Source organism: Tessaracoccus sp. (assembly GCF_016714275.1).
Taxonomy (GTDB): Bacteria; Actinomycetota; Actinomycetes; order Propionibacteriales; family Propionibacteriaceae; genus Arachnia.
On record NZ_JADJNP010000002.1, the window covers coordinates 940,020 to 953,114 of the forward strand.

A 13,095-nucleotide genomic window follows, 5' to 3' on the forward strand; every position below is an offset into this window, starting at 1 on the left:
ACCCGACGCGACCTTCAAGATAGTGTCGCATCCACCCCGGTTGGCGGGGCTGGTCCTTCGAGGAGGTCACACATGCCAGAGATCGACGCGCCGGGTCGGGCCCCGCAGGTCCCCGTCACCACTGTCGACGGGGTTCGCGTCCCTGGCTGGGTGGTGCGCCGAGATCTCGTCGTGGTGCAGGCGGGCGGGCTGAAGCAGCCGATCAGCGTGACGGTCGACGGCGTCCAGGTACAGGCCGAGATCGTCCACGAGACGACACGGGACCCCGCCGACGACCAGCCGTGGACCGCGCTCGAACTCCCCGACGGCACGCTCGACGTCGTCGGCGAGTACCACCCGCCGACGCTTCCCGCAGCGCCGCGGCCCGCGCCGCCCGGCGACGGCGACCGCGTGCGGACCCTGGGAGCCCGGGTCGCGTTCTGGTGCCTCGTGTTCCCGCAACTGAGGGGATGCCACTGACCGTTGGACCAGGCGCCACCCGATGGCACCTGGTCCGGTCAGCGGTCGCCGCGGGCGCGCTGGCCGTCGACCTCTGGGTATGGGGCGGCGACACCGAGATGTTCTCGGGTGGACAGGCCTCGGCAGCGGTGATCGTCGCGGTCGCCGTCGCGGCCTACTCCTGCCTCGCCGTGTGGCGCTCGGCGCTGCCGGGTTACCTCGCCCTGTGGCCGCTGTCCTTCGCGGGAATGCTCGTGCCCTCCATCGACACCTTCGCCGGCTACCTCGTGGCGCTGTTCCTGATGGCACGGACCATGCCCCGTCCGGTGGCGCTGATGGCGCTCGTCGGCTCTGCGGCACCGATCGCCGTCAATACCCTGACCGCCTCCCATTTCCACCCCGGCGCAGACCTCGTCTTCCTCCTGACCAATGCCGGCCTGTGGACGCTGCTCATGCTCGCCACCTGGACGATCGGCCGGGTGCTCGCGCGCAGCGACCGCCGCCTGACGACCGAGCGTCAATGGGCCGACGACGCCCGCTCGGAGGCGCTCGCCGTCGAAAGGCTGCGGATCAGCCGGGACATCCACGACATCGTCGCGCACAGCCTCACCGGGATCGTCCTGCAGGCCGCGGGCGCGCGGGCGGGCCTCGCGCGCGACACGGCGTCGAGGCAGGACATCGACCGCGCGCTCGAGAGCATCCAGTCCGCGGGCGAGCAGAGCATGCGCGAGCTACACCGCCTCTTGGGCATGCTGCGGGAGACGGATGAGACCGAGGCGCGAGGCGACGGGATCGGCGAGATCGGCCAGCTGATCGACGCCGCGCGGATGTCGGGGGTCGACGTCGTGTCGCAGGCCTCCGGCGAGCCGGTCGAGCTGGACCCGAGCATCGCGCACACGGTGTACCGGGTGGTGCAGGAGGGCCTGTCGAACGCGATGAAGCACGGCGGCGCCGGCGCGAGGATCGAGGTGACCTGCGACTGGCTCCCGGACGCCCTCGCGGTCACGGTACGCAACAGCGCGGGCCTCGGTTCCTCCTCCGCGCCCAGCGGCGGCTTCGGCCTCGTCGGTCTGCGCGAACGCGTGAGCGTCAGCGGCGGCACCCTGGAGGCCGGCCCGACCGCCAACGGTTACCTGTTACACGCCACTCTGCCGACGAACACCCGACACGCCTCCAAGGAGCGCCCATGACCACCGTCTTCATCGTCGACGACCAGCCACTCGTCCGGGCGGGCATCACCATGCTGCTCTCCGGGGAGCAGGGCATCGAAGTGGTCGGCGAGGCGCCGTCCGCGATCGAAGCCCTTCCGAGGGTGCGCCAGCTGCGGCCCGACGTCGTGTTGATGGACGTGCGGATGCCCGGCATGGACGGAGTCACCGCCACCCGTGAGCTGGTCGCCGACACGGGGTCGGATCAGCTGGTCAGGGTGCTGGTGATGACCACCTTCAACGACGAGGACATCGTGGTCGAGGCGCTCCAGGCGGGGGCCAGCGGCTACCTGCTCAAGCATGCCTCGCCGACCGAGATCGCCGACGCCGTCCGCCGGGTCGCGTCCGGCGACACCTGGCTGGACGCCACCGCCGCGACGCGGCTGGTCGAGCGGCTGCGGCCGCGCGGCGCCGACCGGACCGACGTGGCCGCGCTCCTGACTCCGCGGGAACAAGAGGTGCTGCGGATGGTCGCCGCCGGCCTTTCGAACGCCGAGATCCGGGACCGGCTCGTCCTCAGCGAGGCGACGGTGAAGACCCACGTCGCCCGGATCCTGCTGAAGACCGGCTCACGCGACCGCGCGGCGGCCGTCGCGTTGTCCTATCGCAGCGGCTTCGTACACCCGGAGGATCCCATTCCCTCCTGAGCAGTCATCCCGATGCGGTACCGCGATGACCGTCACCGGCCGACGCGCCGGCCCCTCGCCCTCCGGGAAGCTGGATGCACCAGCTATCCGAGGAGGAACCCATGACAACACGACTGCGCGTCACACTGGCGCTCGTCACCACGACGGCTGCCGCGATGGCTCTGATCGCAGGCCCCGCGAGCGCGACGATCACCGGGCCGGGCAGCGGATCTCCCGGCGACCGGATCGTCCCCGCGCCGCGCCCCTGCCTCAAGCCGGCGTCGCCGTCGGACATCCGACAGCCGCGGCCCTGCCTGCCTGATGTACCGACGCCGCGCCCCTGCGAATGGAACCCGGACAAGGAGCGGCGCTGCCTGTACGGCCCGTTCGAGGTCTACCTCGTCTCGGCGAAGAGCGACCTGCTCCCTCCCCTGGTGCCGGGCCCGTACGACCCGATCACCGACATGCAGGGCGGGACCTCCGTCACGATCTAGGACCTGCTACGAAAGCGGAAGATGGCCTACTACGCAGCGCCCTGGCACGCCGTCTGCTTCGTTGCACTCGTCGACGGGAGGGCCAACTAGCGTCTTCCTCCTGCGCCGTGCATACGACGCACCAGGACACTGCTCGCTACGGCCACCGCTTCCGCAACAGGCCCAAGCGCGGGACCAGCTTCGCGACGACGAAGCCGGCCTCGCCCTCCAGCGCGGCGGTGAGTTCGGCGGCCGTCTCGACCACCGTCGTCCGCCACCCCATGGCCGCGGCGACGGCGGCAAGGTCTAGGCCTTGCGGCGTTCCGAAGACGCGCTCGAAGCTGGCCGCGTACTCGGGAGCACCCTGCTCGAGGGTGCGGAAGATCGAGCCGCCGCCGTCGTCGGCCACCACCACCCGCAGGCGCGGCCACGGCTCCGACGGCGGGCGGACGAGGCCGCCGAGGTCGTGCTGAGCTGTCAGGTCGCCGAGCAGCACCGTCGTCGGGCGGCCGGTGGCCAGTGCGATCCCGGTCGCCGTCGCGACGGTGCCGTCGATGCCCGCCAGGCCCCGGTTGGCGAAAATGCGCGGGGGTCGTTCGGCGACGGGCGCGAGGTCGGCGGCACGGATGATGGAGCTGGCCCCGAGCACCAGGTCGTCGCCAGGTCCGAGGGCCGCGAGGACAGTCGCGGCGAGGACAGTCTGCGTGAGGGTTTCGGACCTTTCGACACCGACGAAGGCCGAGGGCAATCGAGCTTGCTCAATTGCCGAGGCCGAGGAAGGTGTTGCCGCGCGAAGCGCGATCACACGGGCGGGCGCTTCGCTTGCGGCCTCGGGATCCAAGGAACGGTTGGTCCACTCCCCCAGCCAGGAGGCGTCCTGGGGGGCGAGCAGCACGCGGTCGGCGACGAGCGCGGCCCGGTGTCCGGGGTCGGGCCACGTGGCGCGGTCGGTCACGACGACGAGCTCGACGTCGTCGCGGGCGAGCAGCCGCGAGACGGGGCGGGAGAGCGTCGGGTGCCCGAACACGATCACGCGTTCTATCCGCGGTCCGAGATCGGCAAGCCGCAGTCGATAGTCGGCGACGGCGTTCGCGCCGGCCCGCGCGTTGGATGACGGCTCGGCCAGCAGCGGCGCGCCGCTCACCTCGGCGAGCGCCCGGGCCTCGGCCCCCACCTCCGGCGTGGCGTCGCCCACGAGCACCACGGTGCGGCGGGCGTCGAGCTCGGCGACGCGGTGCCCCGACGACTCCGCGATCTCGAACGCGAACTCCCGGGGCGCCGGCAGCTCGCCCACCAGCGGCTCGGCGAACTCGATGTTCAGTTGCACGGCTCCGGGCTGCCGGGTCCGGGCGCCGGAGGCGACGGCGAGCGCGCGGTGCACCCCCGCCGCCCACGCGGCTGCACTGCCCGACTCGGACGACAGCCTGATGACGGCCAACGCCGCCGGGCCGAATGCGCCGGCCTGGTCTCCGCACTGGTTCGCACCCGTCCCGACGAGGTGCGCGGGCCTGTCCGCGGTGACGAACAGCAGCGGCACGCCCGCCGCGGTCGCCTCCATGGCCGCGGGTCCGAGGTTCGCGACGGCGGTTCCCGAGGTGGTGACCACCGCGACGGGACGACCGCTCGCCTTCGCCAAACCCAAGGCCGTGAAGCCGGCCACGCGCTCGTCGATCCGCACGTGCAGCCGCAGGTCGCCCGCCCGGTCGGCGCGGTCGGCGGCCAGCGCGAGGGCGGCGCTGCGCGAGCCCGGCGCAAGCACGACGTCGGTGACGCCCGCGCCGCGTAGCGCGTCGACGACGACCGCGCCCAGCTCGATACTGCTCACCGCTCTCCCTCCAGGACCCGGCTCACCCGCTCGAACCGATCCAACCAGAACCGCGTCAGCTGCGGCCCTGCCGCGTGTTCCCGCAGCAGGTCGGCGTCCACCTCGACGTCGCGTACGGGAATCTCCCCGGAACGCGGCGCCAGCGGGGCGCGCACCACGTCCCCGGCCAGCAGCCGCGCGGTCTCCAACCCGCAGGCGTACGGCAGGTCGGGCAGCGCCGCGGCCAGCGCGACGCCGGCGCGCAGCCCAACCGACGTCTCCACCGCGCTCGACACCACCACCGGCAACCCCAACTCCTCGGCCAGCCGCAGGCACGCCCGCGGCCCGCCCAGCGGCTGCACCTTCAACACGGCGATGTCCGCGGCCCCTGCGACCTTGACCCGGAGCGGGTCGGCGGCGCGCCGGATGGACTCATCCGCCGCGATCGGGACGCCGAGGTCCCCGGCCCGGAGCGTGGCCAACTCCTCGACCGTCGCGCAGGGCTGTTCGACGTACTCGAGCCCGAACGCCCCCAACTCACGCACCGCGTCGACCGCCTCCGGTAGCTCCCAGCCACCGTTCGCGTCGACCCTGATCCGCGCCGACGGCAGCGCCTCCCGCACCGCGGCAACGCGGGCCACGTCGTCGTCCAGCGACTGTCCTATGGCGGCCACCTTGATCTTCACCGTCGCGCATCCCGAGGCGACGGCACGCGCCGCGGCCTCAGCAGGCGGGAGCGCGGGAACGATCCCGTTCACCTCGACGGCTCCGCGCACCGGGACGGGCAGGCCAGCCTCCGCGACCTCACGGGCCGCGCGCGCAGCCAAGCTGCGGCCTCCTCATCGTCGTACTCGGGAAACGGGCTCCACTCGGCCCAGCCCGCCGGGCCCTCGACCAGCACGCCCGACCTCCGCGTCAATCCCCGGAACGGGACCATCAACGCGATGTCGAACACATGCACGGTCATCCCACCAGCACCCCGACGAGCAGCCCGAGCCCCACGCCGATCTCCGCGAACCCTGTCGCCTGGATCACCGGGATGAGATCGCGGCCCAGCGCACCGCCCAGCACGCGACGCAGCGGGTCGATGAGCAGCACCACCGCCACCAACGCGACAAGAGCGAACCACGTCGTCAGCGCGGCGAACACGACGACAGCCAGCCCCGCCAGCCCACACAGCCCCGCATAGAAGAGGCGCGCGTTGCGATCGCCGAGGCGCGCCGGCAACGTCATCTTCCCCGCTACCCGGTCCGTCTCGATGTCGCGCAGATTGTTGGCCACGAGAATCGCGCTGGCCAGCGCGCCGACGGCGGTGCCCGCCAGCCAGGCGTGGAGCGGCGCGGCCCCGCAGATCACATAGGCGGTGCCGACGGTGGCGACCAGCCCGAAGAAGACGAACACCATCAGCTCGCCGAGGCCGAGGTAGCCGTACGGCTTCTTCCCGCCGGTGTAGAACCAGGCCGCGACGATGCACGCCGCGCCGACCAGCAGCAGCCACCACTGCCCGCTCAGCGCCACCACGCCCACTCCCGCGACGGCGCCGACGCCGAACGAGACGAACGCCGCCGCCTTGACGGCCTGGGGCGAGGCGAGGCCGGAGGCCACCAACCGCGTCGGCCCGACGCGCTCGTCGTCGGTGCCGCGGACGCCGTCGGAGTAGTCGTTGGCGTAGTTGACGCCCACCTGGAGCGCGAGCGCCACCGCGAGGCAGAGCGCGGCGATCAGGATCTCGCGCGGCCCGAGGGTGACGGTGCCGTCGTCCCAGGGGCCGATGATGCCGGTCCCGGCCGCGGCGCTGGCGGTGCCTGCGAGGATGGGGGCGACGGCGGCGGGCAGCGTGCGGGGACGGGCGCCCGCCATCCAGGCGGAGAGGGAAGTACTCATGACCGGGTCACTCTAGCCCTCCGTGGCGGCGACGAGCGCGGCCAGGGACGCGCGGTCCGGCTTGCCGCCCGCTCCCCGCGGGATGCGGTCGACGATGGTCAGCTGCCGGGGCAGGCATGCGGCCGGCAGCGCGGTTCGCAGGCGTTCCCGCCAGTCGCCGAGGGTCCCCGCGGTGGCGACGAGGACCACGCGCGCGCCCCACTCCTCGTCGTCGACGGCGAGCACGGCCGTCTCGGGATCGAGGGCGACTGCCGCCGCGCGCACCGCGGCGAGGTCGACGTTGACGCCGCCGCTGATCACGACGTCGTCCAAGCGCCCGTCCACCACGAGGCGGCCGTCGGGCGCGAAGTGGCCCCGGTCGCCGGTCAGGACCGCGCCGTCGCGCAGCACGGCGGCGGTGAGCTCGGGGCGGCCGAGGTAGCCGTCGAACAGCGTGGGGCCGGCGAGCTCTATGCGGCCGCACTCCCCGACCCGGACGCCAACGCCGCGCTTCCCCAGCCGCACCGAGACGCCCGGGAGGGGCACGCCGTCCCAGACGACGCCGCCGCAGGTCTCGCTCATGCCGTAGGTCTCGATCACTCGGATGCCTGCGGCCTCGGCGCGGGCGCGGAGGCTCGCCCCGAGCGGCGCTCCCCCGACGAGGACCGCGTCCATGGCGGCAAGCGCCCGCCTGGTCTCGGGCACGCGCAGCCCGCGGTAGAGCTGGGTCGCCACCACGGAGACGGCGTTGCGCCCGTCGCGGGGCCGGAGGCGGCTCAGGTCTCCTCCTGCCTCGGCCACGCCGTCGCCGAGCAGCCCGCGGACGAGGACCATCAGCCCCGCGACGTAGCGCGGTTCGAGAGCGAGATGCCACGTGGCTGTGAACCCGAGCCGCGCGGTAGCAGCCTCCGCCGCGGCCACAAGCGCCTCCCTGCGGAGGACGACGAGCTTCGGTTCGCCCGTCGATCCGGACGTGCCCACGACCGCCGTTCCCGCCGGTGCCGCTCCTGCGCCGTCGGCCAGCCACAACCCGACCCCGCGGCTGAGCAGATCCTGGACGCGTTGCACGAGATCAGCCTATCCGCGGGGTTGGGAGCGGCGTGGCGAGCGGTAGAATGGCGGCATGTTACGGGTGCTGCTGATCGTCGCCGTGGTCATGCTCACCGTGTACTGCGTCGTGGAAGTGGCCCAGTCACGGGGACGCGTCGTGCGTGCCATGCCTCGCTGGCTGTGGGCGTTCTTCGTGATCTGCGTCCCGGTTGTCGGCCCGGTGCTGTGGCTGTTCTTCGGCCGCCCCGTCAGCGGACACACCCGCCCCCACCACACGGATCGCGCCCCAGACGACGACGAGGACTTCCTCCGCGGCCTGCGTTAGCGCGCACGGACTCCGCGCGGATCGATGGCTCTCCGTGTGTCGCGCGGCGGCGTTCAATACTCTTCCCGCATGACCTATGGCGCACCTACGAAGGCAGTGATTCTGGCACGCGGACTCGGTTCGCGAATGCGGAAGGAGGCCGAGGGTGTCGCACTGAGCGCGGAACAGGCCAAAGCCGCAGACTCCGGTGTCAAGGCGATGATCTCCGTCGGGCGGCCGTTTCTCGACCATGTCATCTCCGCGCTCGCCGACGCCGGGTTCACCGACATCTGCCTCGTGATCGGCCCCGAGCACGACATGATCCGCGACTACTACGACGCGCTTCCCAAGGAGCGCGTGAACATCGCCTACGCCGTCCAGGTCGAGCCGCTGGGCACGGCCAACGCCGTCCTCGCCGCCGAGGACTTCGCCGGTGACGACCGCGTGCTCGTCATCAACTCCGACAACTACTACCCCTCCTCGGCGCTCCGGCTCCTCGCCGACGTCCCCGGCTCCGCGCTCGTCGGCTTCACCCGCGAAGGGCTATTGACGAGGTCGAACATCGCCCCGGAGAAGATCGCCGCATTCGCGTTGGCGACGGCCGACGACGCGGGCAACCTCGCGGAGCTGGTCGAGAAACCCGACGCGGAGACCGCGGCGCGCCTCGGTCCTGATGCCGTCGTTTCGATGAACTGCTGGCTGTGCGGCCCCGCGATCTTCACCGCCGCGCGGACCATCCCGAAGTCAGCCCGCGGCGAGTACGAGATCACAGACGCCGTGCGCGCGGCCATCGCCGCCGGCGACCCCTACGCCGTCGTCGTCTCGGATGAAGGAGTGCTGGACATGAGCGCCCGCGGCGACATCGCCTCGGTCGCGGCCGCGCTCGAGGACCGCGGGGTACGGCTGTGAAGTGGTTCGTCCCCGGCCGCCTCGAGGTGCTGGGCAAGCACACGGACTACATGGGCGGCCGCTCGCTGCTCGCCGCGGTCGACCGCGGGATCACCATCACGCTCACCCCCCTGGGTGAGCCGGTCCCCCGCGCGGAGCGCCCCACATCGTTCCTTGGATCCCGAGGCAACGGCGACGATGGAGCCGTAGCCCGTGACGAAAGGTCCCGCGCCTCGTTCACAATCTCGACCACGGCGATCCCCGGGGAGCTCACGCTCGTTCCTGGGGTCGACCCCGAGCTGCCCGCGGGGCATTGGGGGAACTACGTCCAGGCGGCGTTGGACCGGCTGACGCTGAACTTCGGTGCCCTCAAGCCCGCGCGGATCACCTTCGACTCGAACCTCCCGCTGGCATCCGGTATGAGCTCGTCGTCGGCGTTGGTCGTCGCGGCGGCGCTGGCCGTCGTCGACGACAACGACCTGCGCGAGCACCCGGCGTGGAAGGCGAACATCCACGACGACCTCGACCTCGCCGGCTACCTCGCCACCATCGAGAACGGGCTCACGTTCAAGGACCTTCCCGGCCTGCGCGGGGTCGGCACGTTCGGCGGGTCCGAGGACCACACGGCGATGCTGTGCTGCGCGGCCGACACGCTGACCGAGTTCACGTTCTGTCCCATCGTGCGGCGCCGTGAGGTGCCGTTTCCCGACGATCTCGCGTTCGTCGTCGCCGTCAGCGGTGTCCTCGCGGAGAAGACCGGCGCGGCGCTCGCGTCGTACAACCGGGCGTCGCTCACCGCACGCGCGTTGGTCGACGCGTGGAATGCCGCCACCGGCAGCGCGCACCCGGTCCTTGCCGACGCCCTCGCCAGCGACGAGGACGCCTGGGAGGGGCTGCGCGCCGTCGCCGCGCACGACCCCGCGCTGGCGGCGCGCCTTACCGCCTTCGTGACGGAGTCCGAGGTCGCCATCCCGCAGGCCATCGCGGCACTCGCCGACGGCGACCTCGCGGCGTTCGGCCGCGCCGCCGACCTGTCCCACCGCAGCGCCGACGAGGCCCTCGGCAACCAGATCCCGGAGACCAACCGCCTCCAGGGACTCGCGCGCGAGATGGGAGCTTTCGCCGCCGCCGGCTTCGGCGCCGGGTTCGGCGGCTCGGTGTGGGCGCTGGTCCCCGCGGTCGACGCCGACGCCTTTGCCGCGCGCTGGCTGGAGCGCTACCTCGGGGAGTTCCCCGCCGTCGCCGACACCGCGTCGACGCTCGTCACGCGCCCAGGGGGACCCGCCCGTCGGCTCGACTGACCCACCCGATAGCCTGGAGTCATGGCCGATCTCACGTGGGGCCTGACCATGATGGCCGTCGGTATGGGCACGGTGTTCGCACTGCTGCTGATCCTGATGGCCGTCCTGCTCCTCCTCGGGCGCTGGGATGCCCGGCGCGCACCCGCCGGGGCCGACGACAGCGCCACCCCGGCGCGGGAACCCGAGCCGACGAAGGGGCGCGAACACCCGACGCCGGCAGGAATGCGGCGCTACACGATCGCCGTCGACGACAAGGAACTGGTCATCGACCTGCGGCCGCTCGGCGGCCGCCGCTACCGCGCGCAGCTCGACGGGAAGATGGTGGATGTGACGCTAGGCCGCGACGGCCGTCCCGCCACGATCACCCCCGTCGTCGCCGTGCGCTCCGTTGACACGCCCCGTCCTGCAGAGCCAGCGTCGTCGCCGCAGGACGGGGCCGCGCCGTCGGGTCCGATAGACCTGACCGCGCCGATGCCGGGGCTGGTGCTGGCCATCGACGCGGGGGTCGGCGCCACCGTCGAGCGCGGCGACGCGATCATCACCCTCGAGGCCATGAAGATGGTCAACCAGGTGCGGGCGCCGCGGGGCGGCGTGGTCACGAAGGTTCACGTGACCGCCGGCGATCAGGTGAGCTACGGCGACGCGCTGGCCAGGATCGAGGACGCGCCGTGAGCCCTGACTCCTTCTCTTACCTGCTGCAGGGCCTCGCGGGGCTGACATGGCAGGGCGGCGTGATGATCGCCGTCGGACTGACGCTGATCTGGCTGGCGATCAAGAAGGAGTACGAGCCGCTGCTCCTCCTGCCCATCGGTGCGGGCGCGGTCCTTGCGAACCTGCCGTTCTCGCCGATGGTCGGCGAGGAAGGGATGCTGACGCTGCTGTACGAGATGGGGGTCGGCAACGAGCTGTTCCCGCTGCTGATCTTCATCGGCATCGGCGCCATGACCGACTTCGGCCCCCTGCTGGAGAACCCGAAGATGGTTCTACTCGGCGCCGCCGGACAGTTCGGCATCTTCCTGACGCTGCTGTTGGCGCTCGGTCTGGGGTTCACGCGGGATCAGTCGGCGTCGATCGGCATCATCGGCGCCATCGATGGGCCGACGTCGATCTACGTGGCGAACAAGCTCGCTCCGGAGCTCCTGGCGCCGATCACCGTGGCGGCGTACTCGTACATGAGCCTCGTGCCGATCATCATGCCGCCAATCATGAGGCTCATGACGACGCGCAAGGAGCGCGCGATCGTGATGCCCTACACAAGCCGCGAGATCTCGCAGCGCACCCGCATCCTGTTCCCGATCGTGGTGACGATCGTCGTCGGCGTCCTCGTGCCGTTCGCGACGCCACTGATCGGGATGCTGATGCTCGGCAACCTGATGCGCGAGTCGAAGGTCGTCGAGCGGCTGGTGGGGGCGTCGTCGAACGAGCTCGCCAATGTGGTGACGCTGTTCCTGGGCCTGGCGATCGGCTCGACGATGGTGGGCCCGACGTTCCTGAACACCGCGACGTTGCTGATCCTTGCGCTGGGCCTTGTCGCGTTCTGCCTCGACACCGTGATGGGTGTGGCGTTCGGGAAGCTGCTGAACGTGTTCTCCCGGGGCCGGTTCAACCCGCTGATCGGCGCCGCGGGCATCTCGGCCTTCCCCATGGCGGCGCGCGTCGTCCAGCGCGAGGGGCAGCGCGAGAACCACGACAACTTCCTGCTGATGCACGCGATGGGCGCCAACGCCGCGGGCCAGGTCGCCTCGGTCGTGGCCGGTGGCGTCCTCCTTGCCCTGATGTCGTAGGCGCCGGCCGAGCGCCCGCCACACCGTTCCTTGAGCCGGCCGCGAGGCGCCAGCCGAGCGCCGAGTCGAAAGGTCCCGTCAGTCCAGGTGCTCGTCCTCGTAGCTGCGCGGGTCGCCGATGGGTTCGAGATGGCCGGTGACGTGGAGTTCCGGGAACTCGGCTCGGATCAGGTCGGACAGGTCCTCGAGGGCATCGTGGCCGCGCTTGACGGTCCATTCACCGGGGACGAGCATGTGCATCTCCATGAACGCGCGAGCCCCGGAGACGCGGGTGCGCAGGGCGTGGAACTCCACGCCGTCGGAAGTGTGCTCGGCGAGGATCTCGCGGAGGCGGTCGTTGGTCTCCTTCGGCAGCGACTCGTCCATCAGGCCGCGGGACGACTCGGCGATGAGCCGCCATCCGGTGACGATGATGTTGAGGCCGACGATGATGGCGATCACCGGGTCGAGCCACAGCCAGCCTGTCAGCGCGACGAGGCCGACGCCGACGAGGACGCCTGCTGAGGTGACGACGTCGGTCATGAGGTGGTGGCCGTCGGCGCGGAGCGTGATGGAGTTGTGTTGCCTTCCCGCGCGGAGCAGGACGAGCGCGACGGCGCCGTTGATGAGGGATGCGACGACCGTGATCAGCAGGCCGATCCCGACGCGCTCCAACGGCTGCGGGGCGAGGAGTCGTTGAACGGCCATGACGAGGATCGCGGCGGCGGCCACGAAGATCATGACGCCCTCGACGATGGCGGAGAAGTACTCCGCCTTGGTGTGTCCGTAGTGGTGGTTCTTGTCGGCGGGCTTCGCGGCGACGCGCAGCGCGATCAGCGCGACGATCGCGGCGACGAGGTTGACGACGGACTCCGCCGCGTCGGATGCCAGGCCGACCGATCCTGTGATGAGCCACGCCCCGGTCTTCAAGGCGATGGTCACGAGGGCGGCCGCGATGGACAGCCACGCGAACTTGGTCAGATCGGTACGGGTCGAGCTCACCGCCCCATCCTTGCACTAGTCCGCCACGAGGGCCTGTGCCCGCCCGTGACGCCTGCCTTATAGCCCGTAACGCCAGCCGTCCACCGCGACGCCAGCCTAATGACCCGTGACGCCAGCCGTCCACCGCGACGCCAGCCTAATGACCCGTGATGCCAGCCTCCTGACGACGTCGCCAGCCCTACATCGTGTCGCCTGCCTTACAAGGTGTGACAGGGCAGGCGTTACGGCGGATGACTGGCGCTACGGGTGAAGGGCAGGCATCGCGAAGTGGAAGCCAGGCGACGCGGTGGACGCCAGGCATCGCGAAGTGGAAGCCAGGCGACGCGATGGAAGGCTGGCGTCGCGGCGTGCAAGCGCGCAGCGCTGGCGTCTGGG

Annotated in this window: 15 protein-coding genes; 9 read left to right on the forward strand and 6 right to left on the reverse strand. The window is 71.5% G+C overall.

What is annotated here, in order from left to right; translation table 11 throughout:
- The first annotated feature begins 72 nt into the window (after positions 1 to 72).
- From IPJ61_RS13040 to IPJ61_RS13055, 4 genes are all read left to right on the forward strand, one after another.
- Positions 73 to 459: a hypothetical protein gene (locus tag IPJ61_RS13040; protein ID WP_297108012.1), complete on the forward strand. Its 387-nt coding sequence runs from the start codon at positions 73 to 75 to the stop codon at positions 457 to 459.
- A complete protein-coding gene (locus IPJ61_RS13045) occupies positions 450 to 1,628 on the forward strand; it encodes a sensor histidine kinase (protein ID WP_297108015.1) in 1,179 nt (392 codons plus the stop codon). The genes IPJ61_RS13040 and IPJ61_RS13045 overlap by 10 nt, the downstream gene beginning before the upstream one ends.
- Positions 1,625 to 2,293 (forward strand): response regulator, encoded by a 669-nt coding sequence (locus IPJ61_RS13050; RefSeq protein WP_297108017.1) that lies wholly within the window; start codon positions 1,625 to 1,627, stop codon positions 2,291 to 2,293. The genes IPJ61_RS13045 and IPJ61_RS13050 overlap by 4 nt, the downstream gene beginning before the upstream one ends.
- 101 nt (positions 2,294 to 2,394) lie before the next feature.
- A complete protein-coding gene (locus tag IPJ61_RS13055) occupies positions 2,395 to 2,766 on the forward strand; it encodes a hypothetical protein (RefSeq protein ID WP_297108020.1) in 372 nt (123 codons plus the stop codon).
- Positions 2,767 to 2,902: 136 nt separating this feature from the next.
- Here the strand turns inward: IPJ61_RS13055 and menD are convergent, their stop codons facing one another.
- Genes menD through IPJ61_RS13075 form a run of 5 tightly spaced genes read right to left on the reverse strand, consistent with a single transcriptional unit; the run spans position 2,903 to position 7,480 of the window.
- Positions 2,903 to 4,570, reverse strand: coding sequence for a 2-succinyl-5-enolpyruvyl-6-hydroxy-3-cyclohexene-1-carboxylic-acid synthase (gene menD / locus IPJ61_RS13060; RefSeq protein ID WP_297108024.1), 1,668 nt, complete (start codon positions 4,568 to 4,570; stop codon positions 2,903 to 2,905).
- A complete protein-coding gene (locus IPJ61_RS13065) occupies positions 4,567 to 5,376 on the reverse strand; it encodes an o-succinylbenzoate synthase (RefSeq protein WP_366505612.1) in 810 nt (269 codons plus the stop codon). The genes menD and IPJ61_RS13065 overlap by 4 nt, the downstream gene beginning before the upstream one ends.
- The gene (locus IPJ61_RS22210) at positions 5,304 to 5,516 is read right to left on the reverse strand and encodes a hypothetical protein (protein ID WP_366505614.1); all 213 of its coding nucleotides are present in this window, start codon (positions 5,514 to 5,516) and stop codon (positions 5,304 to 5,306) included. Before IPJ61_RS22210 ends, IPJ61_RS13065 begins: the two co-directional genes overlap by 73 nt.
- Complete coding sequence (locus IPJ61_RS13070) at positions 5,513 to 6,433, reverse strand: 1,4-dihydroxy-2-naphthoate polyprenyltransferase (RefSeq protein WP_297108027.1); 921 nt, start codon at positions 6,431 to 6,433, stop codon at positions 5,513 to 5,515. Before IPJ61_RS13070 ends, IPJ61_RS22210 begins: the two co-directional genes overlap by 4 nt.
- Before the next feature lie 12 nt (positions 6,434 to 6,445).
- The gene (locus tag IPJ61_RS13075; protein ID WP_297108031.1) at positions 6,446 to 7,480 is read right to left on the reverse strand and encodes an AMP-binding protein; all 1,035 of its coding nucleotides are present in this window, start codon (positions 7,478 to 7,480) and stop codon (positions 6,446 to 6,448) included.
- Between the two features lie 55 nt (positions 7,481 to 7,535).
- On the opposite strand from IPJ61_RS13075, the gene IPJ61_RS13080 reads away from it, so the two are divergent.
- The 5 genes from IPJ61_RS13080 to IPJ61_RS13100 all read left to right on the forward strand — a co-directional run bounded on the left by IPJ61_RS13080 (position 7,536) and on the right by IPJ61_RS13100 (position 11,739).
- The gene (locus IPJ61_RS13080; RefSeq protein ID WP_297108033.1) at positions 7,536 to 7,787 is read left to right on the forward strand and encodes a PLD nuclease N-terminal domain-containing protein; all 252 of its coding nucleotides are present in this window, start codon (positions 7,536 to 7,538) and stop codon (positions 7,785 to 7,787) included.
- 69 nt (positions 7,788 to 7,856) lie between these two features.
- Complete coding sequence (locus tag IPJ61_RS13085) at positions 7,857 to 8,675, forward strand: nucleotidyltransferase family protein (protein WP_297108036.1); 819 nt, start codon at positions 7,857 to 7,859, stop codon at positions 8,673 to 8,675.
- A complete protein-coding gene (locus IPJ61_RS13090) occupies positions 8,672 to 9,955 on the forward strand; it encodes a GHMP family kinase ATP-binding protein (protein ID WP_297108038.1) in 1,284 nt (427 codons plus the stop codon). The genes IPJ61_RS13085 and IPJ61_RS13090 overlap by 4 nt, the downstream gene beginning before the upstream one ends.
- A 21-nt stretch (positions 9,956 to 9,976) precedes the next feature.
- On the forward strand, positions 9,977 to 10,627 hold the full coding sequence (locus IPJ61_RS13095; RefSeq protein WP_297108042.1) for an OadG family transporter subunit: 651 nt from the start codon (positions 9,977 to 9,979) through the stop codon (positions 10,625 to 10,627).
- A complete protein-coding gene (locus IPJ61_RS13100) occupies positions 10,624 to 11,739 on the forward strand; it encodes a sodium ion-translocating decarboxylase subunit beta (protein WP_297108045.1) in 1,116 nt (371 codons plus the stop codon). Before IPJ61_RS13095 ends, IPJ61_RS13100 begins: the two co-directional genes overlap by 4 nt.
- Before the next feature lie 78 nt (positions 11,740 to 11,817).
- Here IPJ61_RS13100 and IPJ61_RS13105 read toward each other — a convergent pair whose 3' ends face one another.
- On the reverse strand, positions 11,818 to 12,720 hold the full coding sequence (locus IPJ61_RS13105; RefSeq protein WP_297108048.1) for a cation diffusion facilitator family transporter: 903 nt from the start codon (positions 12,718 to 12,720) through the stop codon (positions 11,818 to 11,820).
- Positions 12,721 to 13,095 lie beyond the last annotated feature (375 nt).

What these genes read in the sequence shown, in the direction of transcription:
- IPJ61_RS13040 (WP_297108012.1), top strand. Translation starts at nt 73, where the DNA reads ATGCCAGAGATCGACGCGCCGGGTCGGGCCCCGCAGGTCCCCGTCACC.
- IPJ61_RS13045 (WP_297108015.1), top strand. Translation starts at nt 450, where the DNA reads ATGCCACTGACCGTTGGACCAGGCGCCACCCGATGGCACCTGGTCCGG.
- IPJ61_RS13050 (WP_297108017.1), top strand. Translation starts at nt 1,625, where the DNA reads ATGACCACCGTCTTCATCGTCGACGACCAGCCACTCGTCCGGGCGGGC.
- IPJ61_RS13055 (WP_297108020.1), top strand. Translation starts at nt 2,395, where the DNA reads ATGACAACACGACTGCGCGTCACACTGGCGCTCGTCACCACGACGGCT.
- IPJ61_RS22210 (WP_366505614.1), bottom strand. Translation starts at nt 5,516, where the DNA reads ATGACCGTGCATGTGTTCGACATCGCGTTGATGGTCCCGTTCCGGGGA.
- IPJ61_RS13070 (WP_297108027.1), bottom strand. Translation starts at nt 6,433, where the DNA reads ATGAGTACTTCCCTCTCCGCCTGGATGGCGGGCGCCCGTCCCCGCACG.
- IPJ61_RS13080 (WP_297108033.1), top strand. Translation starts at nt 7,536, where the DNA reads ATGTTACGGGTGCTGCTGATCGTCGCCGTGGTCATGCTCACCGTGTAC.
- IPJ61_RS13085 (WP_297108036.1), top strand. Translation starts at nt 7,857, where the DNA reads ATGACCTATGGCGCACCTACGAAGGCAGTGATTCTGGCACGCGGACTC.
- IPJ61_RS13095 (WP_297108042.1), top strand. Translation starts at nt 9,977, where the DNA reads ATGGCCGATCTCACGTGGGGCCTGACCATGATGGCCGTCGGTATGGGC.